The 19,311-nt window shown below is 50.9% G+C and carries 9 protein-coding genes and 1 pseudogene; 2 read left to right on the top strand and 8 right to left on the bottom strand.

From position 1 onward, the window contains the following. Positions 1 to 15: 15 nt before the first annotated feature. Entirely contained in the window at positions 16 to 558 is a 543-nt protein-coding gene (locus tag OK023_RS10020; RefSeq protein ID WP_317692588.1) for a YfaZ family outer membrane protein, read from the bottom strand. Between the two features lie 133 nt (positions 559 to 691). On the opposite strand from OK023_RS10020, the pseudogene OK023_RS10025 reads away from it, so the two are divergent. Further along, a pseudogene (locus OK023_RS10025) lies at positions 692 to 1,000 on the top strand (catalase-related domain-containing protein); the annotation flags it as partial. Between the two features lie 73 nt (positions 1,001 to 1,073). Here the strand turns inward: OK023_RS10025 and menE are convergent. From menE to menF, 6 genes are all read right to left on the bottom strand, one after another. Continuing rightward, positions 1,074 to 2,468 carry an o-succinylbenzoate--CoA ligase gene (gene menE / locus OK023_RS10030; RefSeq protein ID WP_317692590.1) on the bottom strand — a complete coding sequence of 465 codons (1,395 nt, stop codon included), beginning with the start codon at positions 2,466 to 2,468 and terminating at the stop codon, positions 1,074 to 1,076. After that, the gene (gene menC, locus OK023_RS10035) at positions 2,456 to 3,439 is read right to left on the bottom strand and encodes an o-succinylbenzoate synthase (protein WP_317692591.1); all 984 of its coding nucleotides are present in this window, start codon (positions 3,437 to 3,439) and stop codon (positions 2,456 to 2,458) included. The genes menE and menC overlap by 13 nt, the downstream gene beginning before the upstream one ends. Next, the gene (gene menB, locus OK023_RS10040; RefSeq protein WP_317692593.1) at positions 3,439 to 4,296 is read right to left on the bottom strand and encodes a 1,4-dihydroxy-2-naphthoyl-CoA synthase; all 858 of its coding nucleotides are present in this window, start codon (positions 4,294 to 4,296) and stop codon (positions 3,439 to 3,441) included. The genes menC and menB overlap by 1 nt, the downstream gene beginning before the upstream one ends. After that, positions 4,280 to 5,068: a 2-succinyl-6-hydroxy-2,4-cyclohexadiene-1-carboxylate synthase gene (gene menH, locus OK023_RS10045; RefSeq protein ID WP_317692596.1), complete on the bottom strand. Its 789-nt coding sequence runs from the start codon at positions 5,066 to 5,068 to the stop codon at positions 4,280 to 4,282. Before menH ends, menB begins: the two co-directional genes overlap by 17 nt. Further along, positions 5,068 to 6,741: a 2-succinyl-5-enolpyruvyl-6-hydroxy-3-cyclohexene-1-carboxylic-acid synthase gene (menD, locus tag OK023_RS10050; protein WP_317692598.1), complete on the bottom strand. Its 1,674-nt coding sequence runs from the start codon at positions 6,739 to 6,741 to the stop codon at positions 5,068 to 5,070. Before menD ends, menH begins: the two co-directional genes overlap by 1 nt. A 289-nt stretch (positions 6,742 to 7,030) precedes the next feature. After that, a complete protein-coding gene (menF, locus tag OK023_RS10055; RefSeq protein WP_317692600.1) occupies positions 7,031 to 8,314 on the bottom strand; it encodes an isochorismate synthase MenF in 1,284 nt (427 codons plus the stop codon). Positions 8,315 to 8,655: 341 nt separating this feature from the next. Between menF and OK023_RS10060 the strand changes: the two genes are divergently transcribed. Continuing rightward, entirely contained in the window at positions 8,656 to 17,232 is an 8,577-nt protein-coding gene (locus tag OK023_RS10060) for a GH36-type glycosyl hydrolase domain-containing protein (protein WP_411569421.1), read from the top strand. Positions 17,233 to 17,409: 177 nt separating this feature from the next. Here OK023_RS10060 and OK023_RS10065 read toward each other — a convergent pair whose 3' ends face one another. Further along, a complete protein-coding gene (locus OK023_RS10065) occupies positions 17,410 to 18,984 on the bottom strand; it encodes a BNR repeat-containing protein (protein ID WP_317692602.1) in 1,575 nt (524 codons plus the stop codon). Between the last annotated feature and the right edge of the window lie 327 nt (positions 18,985 to 19,311).

The raw sequence follows: 19,311 nt of genomic DNA on the forward strand, positions 1-19,311 counted from the left end.
CATCGTAAACCAAAATCAGAAACTCAGCCCTACACCAACATAAGGACCGTCGGCTACGGTATTATCCCGATGTCCGTCTTTGCCTTTAATATTGATGTAACGATAGCCGACATCCACACTGAGTGGCCGGAAAACATTCCAATGTACCCCTCCACTGGCTTCATTATAAGCCTTAACGCCGCTGGTCAGTGATTCTGGGGCAAAATAGCCTTCACCATACAGGCTTATATAGCGGTTCAGTGTCCATTTGAGGCCGCCTCCTAATGCCAATGCCGCACCACTCTTACCATCTTGTGGACTGAGATAAAGCGCTTTCCCTCCGACTGTTGCCATCAAAGGTCCCAACGGCATGCTAAAATCCAGGCCCAGACTACCCACACTGCCATTATGATCACTACGCAGCCAGTTACCGCTAATCCCCAACCCTGGTATAGGGGAACCTAGCCCAAAGCCCATATTGGTGTAATGTTGCCCAACCTCACCACTCACGCTAATTGCATTGGCAGAGCCCATCACAAACAGCAGGCCTGCAGCGCACGCGACTAAAGATTTACTCATTATTGTGCCTTCTCACTCTTCATCATCAGGGGACCCCCGGAAATAGCAGCGATGAGTGTAACCGAATTATCCTAAGCATCAGAGGTGATTTAAAGCTATTCCCTCCATTTTTCAGCTCACAATAAAGTGTATCGGGAATGGCGTCACCTACGAACCAAACAGTTTTGGTGTGTTCCAGGAACAGCCGGATTTCAGCGAGCCACCATTAAGCATTGAAGGCGCAGCCGACCACGGGAATCATCGGGAAGATGACGATTACTATAGCCAGCCGCGTGCGCTATTTAGTCTTCTTAGCGCTGAAGAACATCAGCGTATGTTTACCCGAATTGCAAAGGAACTCTCGCAGGTACCGGAGCAGATACAACGTCGTCAGGTTGATCTGTTCACCAACGTTCATCCCGACTACGGTGCCAGTGTCGCTAAGGTATTGGGATTGAAATAACCCTCTTGTTTCATACCAAAAGGCCACCCCAGTGGTGGCCTGAGTTTGATGAAAACTGAGTGGCCTTTGTGGTTCAGTAATCCGGTGACTCAGCCAACTGCTTGCTAGCCCATTGCTGCAGACGACGACGTGAAATCTTGATGCCACCACTTTTTAACTCTGCTGGTAGAGGAAGAAGAGCAATCGGCCGCTGGAAACTCACCAACCTGTCTTCTGCCCATGCCAGTAAAGCCGCCAATGTCAGTTCACCTTCCGACTCAATTACCGCGACAGCACGCTGGCCAAATTCGGGGTCCTCAACGGGGACAATAAAAATCTGGGTTACCTGCGGGTGTGCCGTCAGAATGCGTTCGACATCCTCCGGCTGTACGCCTTCTCCACCACAAAAAAACAGATTGTCCATGCGACCAATAATGCGCAGTTCTCCATGTTCCATAGCGCCACGATCTCGAGTGTGAAACCAACCTTCTGCATCGGCGAGAGGCCTTAACTGGCCCTGATGCCAATACCCCAACGCCAGGCTGTTTGAACGTATCCACACCTCTTGCTCCACCAGCCGTATTTCACGCCCTGGCAGTGGCAGACCGACTCCCGGGAGTTCATCTGCTCGCTTGACGCATACCGTCGAAGCCAACTCCGTCAGACCATAACCGCACCAACAGCGAACCCCCATCGACTCGGCCTGTTGAGTGAGAGAAACTGGGATCATCGCACCACCAAGCAGAACCTCTTTCAAGGCGTGTTCTATCATCGGTTCAGACAGCAGCCGCCACAACTGGGTAGGCACCAGGGATGCATGGGTACAACCAGCCAATGCATCAGCTAAAGGTTGCATATCACGCACTACCAAGGTTGCGCCTACAGTCAGCCAGCGCCAGACAATGCCCTGACCAGAAACATGGAATAGCGGCAGGGAGAGCAGCCAACTGTCATGCGGTTGAAAATCCATAAGGTGCAATACGGCTTCAGCACTGCCAAGGTGCGCGGCATAACTATGAGCAGCAGCTTTCGGCACACCGCTAGAACCGGAAGTCAACGTCAGGGTCGCCAGACGGTTTACATCCCAAGGCTGCCAATGCAACTTACTTTCACATTGCCCCGATGAGGAAAGGACGATCACTGAAGAAGGTAGAGTTGGCATATCGTCAGGGCTGAAAGCAAAAGCGATATCCAGGTCCGGCAATAATGTTGCCAACAGTGCCTCAGGCAACTTTGGATTAAGCGGCAACAACCGTGCCCCACACTGCAGTAATGCCAGATAAGCCAGTAACAGGAAATAACTGTTTTTACCGCACAACGCTACGCCATGACCGGGCAAAACCCCCTGATGCTGAAACTCAGCCGCCAAAGCCTCTACCTGTCGTTGCAATACCCACCAACTGACCTGCTGCCGACCAAAGATGACAGCCGTCGCTTCGGGTCGTTGAGTCGCCCAGTGCCGCCAAGGCCAATCATTCAACTGCGCCATACACACTCCAAAGCCTCTATACCCAGCAGTGGTAAGTTGCTCTCCGGCCAGCGGCGTAGTAACTGAGCTTGCATCAGGCTTAACGTATCCAGCCCAGGCACCGTGTCAGGCGTTAACCAATGGGCAATTCGCGCCAACTGCGTCAACCCTAGACTGGATTCAATGCTGGAACTGATCACTGCCGACAGGCCTGCCTGATGAGCCTGCGCTACCAGTTCACGGCAACGTGTCAGACTACCGACTAACGTCGGTTTAATAACAATAGCCGCCACGCCAGGCTCTGCCTGCACCACAAAATCCGCCTCACGAACGCTCTCGTCCCAAGCGATAGCGATCCCGGTTGCCTGAGCGAAATCGCGCGACTCATCGCGCGTTTTGCAAGGCTCTTCCAGGAACGCAATGCGGTCGCGCCAAGCAGGGTTGACGTATTTGGCAAAACCATCGGCTTTGGCTCGCGTCCAACTGCGGTTGGCATCTAACCGCAGCTTTAGATCTGGCAACGCCTCCAGCAGCACATTAACGATCATTCCATCGCGTACCGCTTCGTAAAGGCCAACTTTCACCTTAGCCACTTTCTCACCCGGTAACGCGGCTAACACATCAAATAGCTCATCGGGATCGCCCGTGCATAAGGGGGCTTTGCGGTAATCGGCCATTAGCGGCAACTGCTGTTCCAACTCGGCCAAGGCACAACTGGTGCCAAAGGCTACTGAGGGCCAGGTACTCAACCTAGGGGGTTCACCCGCAAGCCAGGCCTGCAGCCACAGCAAAGTAGCCTGCTGCGCCTGTTCCAGTGTCTCCTGGCTGAACTCAGGTAAAGGCGCAATTTCTCCCCAACCTTGCTGTTCTCCTTGCTGCAGATAGACCAGCAAACCGTCGCGGGTTTTCAGCCGCTGATTGCGCAATATTACCCCCGCCTCCATAGGCAGACTGTAGCGATAAAGCTCGGCACTCCGCGTTTGCACTGTCATTACGGATTGCGCTTGAATTTGCTGAAATCAGGCTGACGCTTCTCGTTGAAGGCGTTGCGCCCTTCTTGACCCTCATCGGTCATGTAGAACAGCATGGTGGCATTACCCGCTAACTCCTGTAATCCCGCCTGACCATCGCAGTCGGCGTTGAGTGCGGCTTTCAGACAACGCAGAGCCATCGGGCTGTTCTGCAACATCTCGCGGCACCAGCGCACGGTCTCTTTTTCCAGATCGGCCAGCGGTACTACCGTGTTAACCAACCCCATTTCCAGCGCCGCTGCTGCATCGTACTGGCGGCAAAGGAACCAGATCTCACGCGCTTTCTTCTGGCCAACAATGCGCGCCATATAAGATGCGCCCCAGCCACCGTCAAAGGAACCGACTTTCGGCCCTGTCTGGCCAAAAATGGCGTTATCTGCCGCAATGGTCAAATCACACATCATATGCAGCACGTGACCACCACCAATAGAATACCCAGCCACCATCGCCACAACGGGCTTAGGGCATGTGCGGATCTGGCGCTGAAAATCGAGCACGTTCAAATGATGCACACCGCTATCATCGCGATAGCCGCCGTAGTCACCACGCACTTTCTGATCGCCGCCAGAACAGAATGCTTTGTCCCCAGCACCGGTCAGAATGATGGTGCCGATCCCATCGTCATAACGCGCGTTCGCCAGTGCTTCAATCATTTCCTTTACCGTATGTGGGCGAAAAGCGTTACGCACCTGCGGGCGGTTGATGGTAATTTTGGCAATACCGTCACTGGACTTGTGATACAGGATGTCTTCGAAGTCGCCTGAACAGTCCTGCCAATCAATAGCGGCATACAGTTGTTCTTCATTGGGATAAAGCATGTTCGGTTCCTTTATGTTCAAGAAATTCATGTAGCACGACAGCAAAACCTGCCGGGTTTGCCAAGTGAGCGTTATGACCCGCCATTGGCACAGTGCGTAATGGCAAACTGGCTTCACGCGTCAACGCCATAAACTTTTGGTCGTCCGCCCCACACAGCATCAGCATCGGCAGTGCCAAACGTTGTAATTGAGGCACAAGCCAAGGCTGTCGACCCAAAGAGGTCGCTTCAAGCATATCGGCAACCGCCGGGCCATGATTATTAGCGCGCGCTGCAATCAGTGCCTCACGGTTTACCGGTGTGATATCGGCAAATACCGGTTGCCGATACCAATCCGCCAGCACTGTCCTAATAGGTTCAGAACGGAAACGGCGAGCCCAGGCGGCATCATGTTCACGGCGCTGGAGGCGTAGCTCGTCGCTGTCCAATCCAGGGTTTCCCCCCTCGATCACAATACCTTGCAGGCCCGGTAATTGAGTATGACAAGCATGATGCATAGCAATGCGCCCCCCCAGCGAATACCCCACCAGCCAGTAACGCTCAATATTGTGCTGATGCAGTACCGCCATGATTTGCCGGCTGAGATCGGCAAAATCCTGACAGGATTGTGAGACTGAATCACCATGGCCGGGTAAGTCGATTGCCAAAGATGGCCATTGCTCACAGCGAGAGGCAATCATACGCCATTCATTGTTATTCCCTAACAGGCCATGCAACCAGACCAGCCAGGGACGATGGTGTTCGCCCTGTTGTAAAACGCGTGAGGCCAGCATCAGTTGGCCGCCATGTTTTCAACCAGGTGCTGCAACGTTTCTGCACCGTCACCCGCAGACACCCGCAACTCTATCAGCGTGGCACCGTCATGACGCCAGGCGTTTTCTAACGCCTGGCGCAATTGCTGCCAATTTTCTGGGCAGGCATAACCCAGTTGGAACATCGCCGCTGCATGATTGAAAGCGACATTTTGTGGCATACAGTAAAAACGTTGACGTTCCGCTTCCGGCGTTGGTAACAGCGAGAAAATCTGCCCACCATTGTTATTCACAACAATCAACACCGTCGGCGCGGAACATTGGCGTAATAGCGCAAGAGAATTCAGGTCATACAATGCCGAAAGATCGCCAACAATCGCCAACGTCGGTTTGCCTGTGGCTCGCTGAACACCGGCGGCCGTGGAGATTAATCCATCAATACCACTGGCTCCACGATTACTGAATACGGGATAACCCGCGGGTAATTGGGCGAATGCATCAATCAGGCGGACAATCAGGCTATTACCGAGAAACAGTTGACCATTTTCTGGTAACAGTTCAGGCAAGCGGTGAGCCAGTTGCGCCTCGCCAAATCTGTGGAGCAAATATTCCGATGTCAGTTCATACGCGCCATTCGCCAGCGAATGAAAATCAGCAGCCCACGATGAATGAGGTTGTGCCGGATGTAAGTCGAGCCATTCATCTACTGAAGAACGAATACGACGCCCACGATGATGTGACGGGTCTAGGCGGCCGGGTAGAGCATCTATCAACCAGTACTCTTCGGGTCGGCAAAGCCCTTGCCATTGCAACAAGCGTTTGCTTGTCAGACTGCTGCCAAATTGCACCACTAACTGCGCATCTTCCAACACATGACGTGCTTGCGGATGGGCAAGCCACAAATCGGCACAGGGCAAAGGTTGGCCTGTTTGTGAAAGGGCATCACCAATCAGTGGCCATCCGAGCATCTGTGCCCATTCAGCGAGCTTTATACCCTCTTTAGCACGCATTCGTCCGGCGATGATCACGCCACGCTTTTGTCGCCAGAGAAACCAGTCTGGCTGTTTCAACACCTGATGGGGATCTTCTTCACGCAGCCAAGGATGGGAGTCTTGCCACCAGTCCCCCAAAGCTGCTGACCATTCCGCATACTGCTGTTCATCACCACCATAAAGTGGTTCAGCAAACGGGCAATTGACATGCAAAGCGCCTTGTAACAGACGCGCCATAGCGCTATCAAGCGTTGAAACCAACCAACGGGCAGGAATATCAGGACTGGGACGTGGCAGGTCTATACTCAAGGTTGGATGGCTTGAATAGAGTCCAGGCTGATGAATCGCCTGATTGGCCCCGCAATTAATCAATTCAGGTGGCCGATCGGCCGTAAGAAATATCAGCCGTTCGCCGGTAAGTCCAGCTTCAATAAGAGAGGGATAGAGATTGGCAGCCGCCGTTCCTGAGGTGACGATCACCGCGACAGGCTCGCGGGAGGCCTTTGCCAAACCGAGTGCCAGATGGCCTAATCCTCGCTCGTCAAAGTGCGTGTGACAGACAAAAGACGTGTTTGCAGCAGCAGCTAACGTAAGAGGCGTTGAGCGCGATCCTGGAGCGATACAGACATGTCGCACTCCATGGCGAGCTAGCGTTTCCAACAATAAGGCTGCCCACCGACGATTAAAAATACTTGTCGACATAATTCGCTCACAAAATGAGTGTACAGAGGTTACGTGTCTAAGATTACCCAAACGGCGATATCGTATCTGGAGACATAACTCTGAATTATATTAGTAATCATCTTTCCGGCTTTTGCGCTGGCGCAAAAAGCCGGTAATCCCTGCATCTGGTCTTTTTGTGGCTGAATAAGAACCTATTCCAACTTATAAAAGCGTAATAACACGCCAAAATAAAACAAAAATTTAACATACAATGAAAAATTTACACATAAAACTCAACGTCTGTCTGAGCGATATAGCTCAACGGCAATTACTCAGGTTGAAGTAAAGTACGTAAACCCGCCGCTTTGTTTTCAATTTCCTGCCACTCATCAGCCGGATCGGAACCGGCAACAATGCCAGCGCCGGCATACAACTGAACCTGTGATCCATCAATTTGACAGGAACGCAATGTGACACAAAACTCTGCGCGTTCAGCGGAAAGATAACCAGCCGCACCGGCATACCAACGACGCTGGAAAGGTTCATTCTCACGGATAAAATCGCGTGCGGCCTGACGTGGTAATCCAGCTACTGCAGCAGTAGGCTGGAGCCGCTGCAAACAATCGGCATCATCACAACGTTTAAGTCGCCCTTCAATACGCCGCCGCAAATGTTGCACCTTACGCAAACGTACAACTTCAGCCGGTAAAACATCCACTGCATCGGCGCCACCTTGCAGACGCTGGCATATATCATCGACCACCAGCAGATTTTCCTGTTGGTTTTTGACATCCTGCAGCAACCACTGTGCCAAAACCCGTGCTTTATGTTCATTGGTGTGATTGGCCGTGGTCCCCGCAAGCGCTTCGGTAACAAGGTGATGACCTTCCCGCAGGTACAATCTTTCTGGGCTGGAACCGAGAAAGGCGGAATTTGCATCAATACGCATCATAAAGTGGTAACATCGGTGATTCACTCTGCGGCTGGCTGCCATCAGCGCTGGCGCAAACAGCGGGCTATCCAGCGTCAGCAACGAGCTGCGAGCCAGTACCACCTTATCCATCTGTTGCCGATCTATCGCCTTCAGCGCATCGTGCAGCATGATTTCCCACCCGGAACGCTCCGGTTGATGCTGTACCGAACGTACTTTTACTCGTAAATCTGCGATCGGTTTAGCTACCACCAAATTTTCCAGCCAGGCGCGTGCTGCCTCGGCGTCTTTACGCAAAGAATGCTCAGAAAACAGATTGAGTATTAATTCGCCCTTGCCCTTGCGGCTGATAATTTCCAGCCGCGGCAATAACAGCAGTGCATCACCGTCGAAAGCGTTAAGTCCCCATAGTCGTGCTTCAGGATGAACATTCACAAATGCCTGAGCCTGTGTCGGGTGCGAAAACTGCTTTGCTGAGCCACACACTGCGGCCTCTTGTAGCCCTTCGCGATGATGCCAAAAAAACTGAGGGAACACCGTCTGTGCAGCCAACCACTCGAGCAGCATCACCGTCAGACGATGGCGTATCGTTAATGTTATCTGCCGAAACCCGGCTTCTGAGGGAAAGTCTTGCCCAAGTTGCTGGTTTAGCTGTAGCAGCAATCCCGAAAGTTGTTCCACTACCACCTCATTCATCAAGCTCTGAATAGGGAATTATACGGTAAATCAACCTCTGCGGGCGGAAAAATACCGTCAATGAGGCAACACAGAAAATGATTTATTAAGACAGGGCATTAAATTTTGCAAGTCACCACTGCCCCTGTAGCGAAATCCTGCTGGAGATTTTGTTTCAACCGAGAATGAACTCGTATCAATAGCGGATTAATCAAGGGGACTAGCCGCCTCACTATGGTAATGACCGACTCTTCTTTTGGCCGGGTACAAGGAAATCTTCCGTGAAAAAAAAACTCATCCGCTGGTTAAGAAAAAGCAATGCAGGCGCTAACGCCTCCCCGCAGCCAATAGCGCATAAGCATACCACCGTCGAAATACCTCCCGCCAACAACATCAAAGCGGAGCTGTTCTCTGTTGATCAAATGGAACGTTACGGCGAGCGTCTAGCGCGCTCGCATAAACTGGCTACGCGTAAAACACCCTACTTTTTACTTAAACGGTTAGATAACAACGAAAAGGTTTTGGCTGAATGTTGTCTACTGTTGAGTAAGGGTAAGAAAAGCATCATGACCCCTGCGGGAGATTGGTTGCTTGATAACTTTTACCTTATTGAGGAACAAATTCGTGTTGTCAGGCATCATCTTCCAAAAACATTTGGCCGTGGATTGCCGCAATTAACCGCACCGTACAGCTGCCCACGTATCTACGATATCGCCACCGAGGCCATCGCCCATGGGCACGGACGGTGGGACACAGAAAGCCTGACGCGTTACATTGCCGCTTATCAAAAACAAGCGACTCTGACTCTAGGCGAACTTTGGGCATTACCGGGTATGCTAAGACTGGCGCTAATTGAAAATCTACGCCGGGTAGCAGTAGAAGTCGCAGAGGCAGAACAAGAACGCAACCTAGCCGATAGCTGGGTCACTAAAATGCTGGAGTCGGCGGAAAACGATCCGGCTAACCTGATTATCGTGATCGCCGACATGGCGCGTTCTAATCCTCCTCGAACCAGCGCCTTTGTTGCAGAGTTGGTACGACGTCTGCAAGGCCACGGCTCAATGCTGGCCCTGCCGCTCACTTGGGTGGAACAGCGCCTCGCCGAAGTCAACATGACATCCGAAGAACTGATCCACCTTTTCAATCAGCAACTGGCCGCCAGCCAACTTTCCGTTAGCAACAGCATTTCAGGCCTGCGCCAATTGACTGAAATGGACTGGGCTGAATTTGTCGAAACCATGAGCCAGGTTGAACACACGTTGTGCAAAGACCCCGCTGGGGTTTATCCGTTAATGCATTTCGATACCCGTGACAACTATCGCCACATGATTGAACTGCTCGCTCGCTCTTGCCCACATAATGAGGTTGAGGTAGCTAAGTACGTCTTAAATATGGCACGTGTCGCGGCAGAAACCCCGGACAGCGATCCGCGTACCCACCATATCGGCTATTACCTGATCGACGCTGGTCGTCTACCATTGGAACAACAACTCGATGTGCGATTTGGACGAATCACTCACATTCGTTATGCATTGAGTCACGCCCCACTGCTTTCCTGGATCGGTAGTCTAGGCCTGCTTACCACTGCCGGTTGTGCAGTGCTGCTGCGTGATACCTATAACACCGGTATTACCTGGGCATTACTGATACTGTTACCCCCACTGGCGATCGTGATTAGCCAGTTTATTCTCAGCATGCTGAGTGAGGTCACCACGCGTAGCCGCTCACCACTGCCGTTACCAAAACTCGATTTTTCCCATGCTATTCCAGCGGAATTCCGAACGCTAGTGGTGATGCCAACCTTACTTAACAGTAAGGACAGCATTGATCAATTGCTCAATTCGTTAGAAGTCTGTTATCTGGGTAACAAAATGGAACACCTGCATTTTGCCCTGCTCACCGACTTTAATGATGCACAACAGCAGCGGTGCCCTGAGGATGCGAGCCTGTTGACTTACGCAATCCAGAAGGTCACTGAGCTGAATGCGCGTTATATCTGTGCAGGGCCCAGTTATTTCTTTCTTTTTCACCGAGAACGTCAATGGAATGAACAACAACAGACATGGATGGGGTTGGAGCGTAAACGCGGTAAGCTGAGCGCACTGAATGACTGGTTGCGTAACCGCGATAACACATTCACTACTCAGATTGGCCAAGATCTGGAGGTGCTGAAAAACGTCAAATATGTGATCACACTGGACAGTGATACCGTTTTGCCGCGCGAGACAGCCCATCAATTGATCGCCGCCATGGCTCACCCTTTGAATCAGCCACAATATGACGTTAAATTACAGCGCGTTGTAGCCGGTTATGCCATCCTGCAACCCCGAATGGCAGAGGAGATACCGCCCTGCGGCCAAAGCCGCTATGCAGCACTCTGTAGCAGTACGCCCGGTAACGATCCTTACACCATGATGGCTTCCGATATCTATCAGGATCTGTTTGGTGAGGGCTCATTCATTGGTAAAGGGATTTATGACGTCGACATATTCTCTTCCAGCCTGAAAAACATCTGCCCGGAAAATCTGGTGCTGAGCCACGACCTGTTGGAAGGATGCTACGCCCGCTCGGGTTTATTGAGTGATGTTCTACTTTATGAGCAATACCCCAGTAATTATCTGGTCGACGTGGCGCGCCGTTCTCGCTGGATCAGGGGAGATTGGCAATTATTCAACTGGCTTTTACCACGAGTAGCAACCGAAGATGGCACGCGCACTGCCAATCCGCTGAGCCACCTGTCTCGCTGGAAGCTGTTCGATAACCTGCGCCGCAGCTTGGTGGCCCCATGTTTCCTGCTGCTGCTGTTCTCAGGTTTTACCTGGTTATCAGCCCCCTCTTATTGGCTGACGGTGTTTACCATTATTCTGCTCCTGCCTACGTTACTGGCATTGATGCAAGATCTGGTCTGCAAACCATCCCGTCGACCGTTTATTCAGCACATGCAGATTGTATTAAAGGGTTCATTGCACCGACTGGCACAAGTGGGCCTATATTTAGCCGTATTACCTCATGGGGCCTTATACAGCCTGAAAGCCATTAGCATTACGCTGTGGCGATTATTGGTGAGCAAACGTAATCTGCAGGAATGGGCCAGCTTCGATCAAACCAAACGTTCTCACACTGTGACAGTAGAGAATTTCTACCGCAGCCTCTGGGTCAACCCGTTTGCTGGTGTGCTCTTACTACTGCTGGCGATACTTTCTGGCCCAGTGGCCCTGATGGTGACACTCCCCTTTGCTACTCTGTGGATCCTGTCTCCATTGCTGCTATGTACTCTCAGCCATCAGCCAGTACGCCACGCAACGGCTCTCAATACTCAGCAACACCGCTTCCTACGCCAGACCAGCCGTGAAACCTGGTCATTTTTCACCCGCTTTGTCAATCAACAAGAAAACTGGTTGCCGCCCGATAATTTTCAAGAGATCCCGCAACCCATCATTGCGCATCGCACTTCTCCGACCAACATTGGTTTGGCCCTGCTGGCAGATCTGACCGCTTATGATTTTGGCTATATAACACTTAGCGAAGCTTTGCATCGCATCACGCTTACGCTGAACACACTTGATCAGATGGAGCGTTACCGTGGTCATTTTTATAATTGGTACGATACGCGGACGCTAGAGCCCCTTCCCCCACGCTACGTTTCCAGCGTAGATAGCGGCAATTTTGCAGGCCACTTGCTGACGCTGCGCGCCGGATTACCCGCATTAGCCATGCAACCCGTCATCACCCCAGCACTTGTGCTGGCAGGTCTGGAAGATACGTTATTGCTAGTGGAAATGCACTGGGGTGACGCCGCACCAAAGGGATTACACAGGCTGCATCAGCATTGGGAACAAGCGCAATATGTTCAACCAGCAATGCTGCAAACTGAGTTTGATGCAATGCGTCATCACAGTAACAACCTGCAAGAAGCGGCGCTGCAACACAGCGAAGAGACTAAACGCTGGGCAGACGCGTTGCATCACCAAATTAATACGCTTTGTAATGAATGGTGGCAATGGTTTGGCTGGCTAAGCATAAGCATGGCTGAACTGGGACAAATTCCTAGTTTGCAATGGCTGGCTAATCCACCGCAACGGCTGATCCTATCAAAAGAGCAACAAACACAGCTCGACAACGTATCGCAACTTGCTACCGAACGCCTATCCCAGTTGGCACAATTACAGCAACGGCTAGAAAACCTGGCGCAGATGGACTTCCGTTTCCTGTACGACGAAGCCACACATATGCTGACAGTAGGGTTCAACTGTGACCAGAATCGAGCTGATAGTGGTAAATATGATCTATTGGCATCAGAAATTCGCCTGACCCATTATGTTGCGATTGCGACTAATCAGATCCCCCAACGCAGCTGGTTTGCGTTGGGACGTCTGTTTACGGTTATCGACAAAGAACCTGCCCTGATGTCCTGGAGTGGCTCAATGTTTGAATACTTGATGCCACAGTTGGTGATGCCTGCCTATCCCGATACCCTATTGGTGCAAATGTGCCGCGCCGCCGTGGATAGGCAAATTGCCTGGGGTAAGGAACGAGGCGTCCCGTGGGGGATCTCTGAATCTGGTTATTTTGGTTTTGATACGTTACAAAACTACCAATATCACGCCTTTGGCGTTCCTGGCCTGGGGCTGAGACGTGGATTGGGGGAGGATATGGTGATCGCGCCTTACGCCACCATCATGGCGTTGATTATCGCCCCTGGCAGGGCCTGCAACAATCTGATTGAACTAGAAAAAAGGGGAGCCAAAGGTAATTATGGCTTCTACGAAGCGCTGGACTACACCACGTCACGCCTTAACCGTGGACAGCTGTATGCCATTGTCCGCTCCTATATGGCGCACCACCAGGGGATGAGTTTCCTGGCATTGTCACACCTGTTGCTGGATGCACCGATGGTAAAACGTTTTACCAATTATCCCGTTTTTCAATCATCACGTCTGTTACTACAAGAGCGGGTTCCAGATGCCGTTGAGGTTTATAGCACCCGACGCCACTTTGAAGCTCACGAAGAGACGATCAAGCCAGCCAGCGTCCCCGCACGCGAATTCACTCGTGTTGACTCACCCGTTCCAGAAGTGCAGTTACTGTCTAATACCAATTACCATCTGATGATCACCCACAGTGGCGGTAGTTACAGCCATTGGCAAAATCTGGCGCTGACACGTTGGCGTGAAGATGCCACCTGCGATAACTGGGGGGCGTTCTGCTATCTGCGTGATCCGCAGACCGGTGAAGTTTGGAGCAATACCTGGCAACCCAGTGGCGGGACAGAAAAAGCTTATCATGCTGTGCTTAGCGATGCCGGAGCAGAGTTCCAACGTAAGCAGGGAACGCTGTCAGTAAAGACTCAAGTGGTTATTTCACCAGAAGATGACATCGAACTGCGGCGTTTAACCTTGGTCAACCACAGTAAGCAGCCACGCATTATTGAAATCACCAGCTACGCTGAGGTCGTCTTGGCTCCTGCCAGCAACGATTTAGCGCACCCTGCTTTCAGCAACCTATTTGTACAAACTGAGTTGTTGACCGAGCAAGATGCCATTCTGTGCCACCGCCGCCCACGAGAGCCCAAAGATGTTTCACCATGGTTACTACATGCCATGACCGTAAGGGGTAAAAGTAGCCAAACATCCTTTGAAACCGATCGTGCCAAATTTATCGGCCGTGGTCATACCCCGGCTAATCCACAGGCAATGCAACAAAATAAACCATTAAGCAACACTGCCGGCCCGGTGATCGATCCAATTATCGCCATACGTCAACGAGTTCAGCTTGAGCCAAATATCCCGCTGACGGTGGATATCTTCTACGGGGTCTGTGAAAACCGCGCCAGCAGCCTGACCATGCTGGAGAAATATCGCGATCGCTTCATGGCAGATCGCATTTTCGAACTCGCCTGGTCACACAGCCAGGTGGTGTTACGCCAGCTTAACGCCAGCGAAGAGGATGCTAATCTGTTTAATCGGCTGGCCAGCGCAATCGTTTTCCCTGCGCAGGAAATGCGCGCGGCGAGCGAGATCGTTAAAAATCGCCGGGGACAATCAGGATTATGGGGATACTCTATCTCTGGCGATCTACCGATCGTTCTGCTTTCCGTAACCAGCCACGAGCATATCGCGCTGGTACGCCAGTTGATCCAGGCGCATAACTATTGGCGATTGAAAGGGCTGAAAGTAGACCTGGTGATCCTCAATGAGGATGCTGGCGGTTATCGACAAGAACTGCAAAATCAGATCATGGGAATGATTGCTGCTGGAATGGCATCATCCCAAACAGACAAACCCGGCGGGATTTTCGTGCGTTCCAGTGAACGTATGTCGCCAGAGGATCATACCCTGCTGATAAGCGTAGCGCGTATTTATCTTAACGATCAGCGCGGAGGGCTGGCTGAACAGCTCAACCAGCGGCTGCAAACGTCTCAACGAATGCAGCAAAAATTAGGACTACCAACGGCATCATCCAAGCTGGTAACCGTGGCCAACCTGCCGCACAATCTGCATTCACCTCAATTACCGGACCTCGATAACCTCCAGTTCTACAACGGCTTTGGTGGTTTCTCGGAAAATGGGCGTGAATACGTGATTACCATAAACGAAAGCAAAGTCACGCCTGCACCATGGTCAAACGTGATTGCTAATTCGATGTTCGGTTCGGTTATTTCGGAAAGTGGTCAAGCCTATACCTGGTATGAAAACGCACACGAATATCGCCTGACACCCTGGGAAAACGATCCGGTAAGCGATCGCAGTGGCGAAGCGTTCTATTTACGTGATGAAGAGAGTGGACACGTTTGGTCACCCACCCCATTACCAGCACGGGGACGTGGTCACTATCTGACACGGCATGGTTTTGGCTATAGCGTGTTTGAGCACCGTGAAAGTGGCATCGACAGCCAGTTAACCATGCTGGTTGCCAAAGAGGCACCGGTAAAATTGTTCCTGCTGACGCTCACCAATAATTCTGGCCGTACGCGGAAACTCTCTACTACCGGTTATGTCGAGTTTGTTCTCGGTGATTTGCGTCAAAAATCGGCGATGCATGTGGTGACAAGAACAGCATCTTTGCCAGGGGGCAGTGGAGTCCTAGCCACCAACCACTATATTGGCAACGGTTCAACACGCACCGCTTTCTTTGGTGTCACAGGTGTACATTGCTCAGTCAGCGGCGATCGGCGGGAGTTTATCGGCCGCAACGGTACGCTGGCCGACCCTGCTGTTCTGAAGTTGCGCAGGTTGTCCGGCAAAACAGGTGCAGGGCTAGACCCCTGTGGTGCAGTGCAATCGGCTATCAGCATCATTGATGGCGATCAGCGCAGCTTTGTATTCGTTCTGGGTCTAGGGCAGGACGCAGAACAAGCCGAAACCCTCATGCAACACTACCTGCAGGAAGATACTTTGCACGATGAACGACAACAGGTGGAGGAATACTGGAATAGCCTGCTTAACAAAATACAAATCACAACACCGTTTCCTGCAGTCAACTTACTGGCAAACGGCTGGTTGCTGTATCAAACCATTTCCTGTCGTATTCATGCACGCAGCGGTTATTACCAGTCCGGTGGTGCATTTGGCTTTCGCGATCAACTTCAGGATACCTTGGCGTTAACGCACGCCATGCCTGAACGCATGCGCGAACAAATCCTGCTCTGTGCTTCACGGCAGTTTGTCGAGGGGGATGTTCAACACTGGTGGCATCCGCCACAAGGGAATGGCGTTCGTACCCGTTGTTCCGATGATTACCTGTGGTTGCCACTGGCAATCTGCCATTACCTTGACGGAACTGACGATCAAACGATCCTCGAAGAACAGGTGGGGTATCTGGAAGCGCGTAGGCTCTTACTCGGTGAGGAATCGACCTATGAACTACCCGTCGTCAGTCCAGAAAAGGAAAGTTTATATCTGCATGGTGTCCGGGCATTGAAACAGGGTCTGAGGTTCGGTGAACACGGCCTGCCATTGATCGGGGCTGGTGATTGGAACGATGGCATGAATAGGGTTGGCATTGAAGGCCGTGGTGAAAGTGTTTGGCTCGGTTTCTTCCTGTTCTACATTCTGCAACGTTTTGGGAAACTGGCGACTTACCGCGATGATCAGGAACTGGCTGAGTTATGCCGTATAGAAGCGGAAAAGCTTCGCATTAATCTACACGACCACGCATGGGACGGTGAATGGTATCGTCGTGGATATTTCGATAATGGAGAACCCCTTGGCTCAAACAACGCGGCTGAGTGCCGCATTGATGCCATTGCTCAGAGCTGGTCGGTTATTTCAGGTGCTGGTGACAAAACTTATAGCGCGCAGGCGATGCAATCTCTGGATCGACATCTGATCGATAATCAGGCAGGTATTATCAAGCTGCTAACCCCGCCATTTGATGGCAACGGCCCAAATCCCGGTTATATCCGTGGTTACCTGCCCGGAGTACGTGAGAACGGTGGCCAATACACTCACGCAGCGGTATGGGCAGTAATGGCATTTGCAGAAATGGATAATATTGAACACGCCTGGGAATTAATGGCCCTGATTAACCCGATAAATCACAGCCTGGACAGCAATTCTGCAGAGCGCTACAAGGTCGAACCTTATGTTGCCACTGCGGACATTTACGCAGTGGCTCCCCATGTTGGGCGTGGAGGATGGAGTTGGTATACCGGCTCAGCAGCCTGGATGTATCGGTTGATTATAGAGTCGCTGCTTGGACTTAAGCGCCAAGGTAACACACTCTCAATCCACACGCGCTTACCCGAGAATTGGCCACCGATCGCCATCACTTATCAAGAAGGAAGTAGCCTATATCACTTAACCCTGCGCCAGGGAGAGGGTAAAACTGAGGTGATTATTGATGGAGAGCAACAGTCTAACCCAGTGATTCCCTTGGTCGATGAGGGGAAGGATCATAGGGTCCAGGTGATACTGGGCCGCTGAGACTCTGTCGCGGCTGGTTCCGTAAATTTGCTGTGTACGAGCGCAAGTTGAAACATGAGTTGATGAAATGCCTCTAGGCTGAGAAGCATTTAAGCCGAACTTAATCTGACAGCCGCCTGCATAAATGGCCGGTAGCTGTCAGATCATCACGCTTAAGCTAACTTGGTCAGTGACGAGTTATTTACGCTCTATAGAAGAAACGGTGAGAGGGGACCCTTCAATTGGGTATGTCCAATTAACACGGGTATCGCCATTGACGATATAAGGGCCGGCTTCCCATTTGAGCAATACAGCTTTGGAGTCTGTTGAATCCTCAGTAAAAGTATATTGCCCCCAAATAAAGTTGCCGGGTGCGAAAGCCGATCTTTCAATTTCGATAGGCATTATGTCATTTACCGGTACCAGGACATCGGCAACGCGTTCACCCGTGATTGGATCCAAATAAAGCCTATGTATTTTTGACTGACACAAATATTGGATACCGAGATAATTTCCAATCGGTTTGACCCCTTCATGTGTATCAAGAAAGCCAGAATCAACGATGTTGTTTGATAGATCGTACAGACCAGTCCACGCTGAGACTTGTTTCAATACCCAGCCGTTTCCTGTTGCTGAACCGCCGGGGCGAGCCGTGAATAACTGTGTGGTTTTTTCATTATTTTCAACAGCGTATTTAAAATAAGAGACGATAGGTTTGCCTTCAGTATCGAAACCAAGGGCCATGCCGCTGTTGTTCAGTAGACCCCCACCCATTGGTACAGGATCGACAACTGTGCGTGGATCCCCGTACATAAAGGCGATGTTTGATACGATATCACCTTTAACGTTCTTCCAAACGTGCATATCGTCGCTCACAACATAGTGTACTTCAGAGTTTGAATCAGCCCCTTCACCACCGCGCCAAGTCCAAATCATATGATAACGACCATCCGGCCCTTTTTTAGGCACGCTAGGATAGGCACTTTTTGAGGGGTTTGTGTACCACCCACCAAAAACCTTTGCCAACCCCTGGTATTCCGTCTTCGGATCCCATAACTCCCAAGCACGTTTCATTGCGTTGAACTGATAGATATTGGAATAGGCAGCGCCAGGCAGGCCATGCTGGTAACGGAAGAACAACTGACCGTTCACACCGGTATAAAACGTCGGGTAACTCACCCATGCTTCAAAAGAGTTACCGTTATCTTTCCACTGAGGGATCATACCCGTACGAGTAAGTGTCGAGAGTTCACCAGGCGTAGTTGTCATCCAATAATTAAGCTTGTCGGCAAAACGTAAGCGAGCTACGACGTGCAGGTTGCCATTGGTATCAATAGCCATCGCAACGTTGGAGTGTGAATCATGTTCAAGTTTTTCCCCTATAGTAATGATGGTCCAACTCGCCTCATGAGCAGCACGTTTAGCGACGGTAAACTCCTTATTTACGTCGAAATAACCGATATATTTGGTATCGCCGTGTTCAACTATCGATGGGTTGGTTGCATATCCAGCCCACATTTTAGCTTGTTTACCAGATTGATCGGCAACCGTTTCAATAGCAGTTACAGCCCATGGTTTTTGCGGTTCAATGGTAAAGGTTTCTTGGTTTTCGAACGGGCATGAAATATTGCTACGCGTACGTTCCGTACCATCCGCCAAAATAGGACCACTCCAGATTGTAGCTATCAACGCTGCTCCCAACATCCTGGAATTGCAGGTCAGATTCTGCTTTATTTTGGTTACCCATGACGAACTTTGTATCACTTTATTCATATCAACTCCTTTTTGTTATTTCCCTAATGTGCAATGGATTTTCAATGGGTGAATGTAAACCATTTGAGTGATAGTTGTATTTTTTTTGATTATTAATGTTAATAAAATTTATTTTTTGTAGTGCATTAACGCCAATGCTAATCCCGTAAGAACCTGACTGGGCAACGTCTGGTTGGCACAATTATTTAGTCAATCGAAGCTGTGAGCTGACAGAATGACTCATAGAAAAAACCTTAAACTGCACCGTTAAAAACACTAAAGTTTCCTCAGGAAAGCGACTTTAATAGGATGGGATAGCAAACGGCATGGCCTCTTTATACTTGGATC

This window comes from Serratia sp. UGAL515B_01, assembly GCF_033095805.1.
In the GTDB taxonomy this organism is placed as follows: domain Bacteria; phylum Pseudomonadota; class Gammaproteobacteria; order Enterobacterales; family Enterobacteriaceae; genus Chania.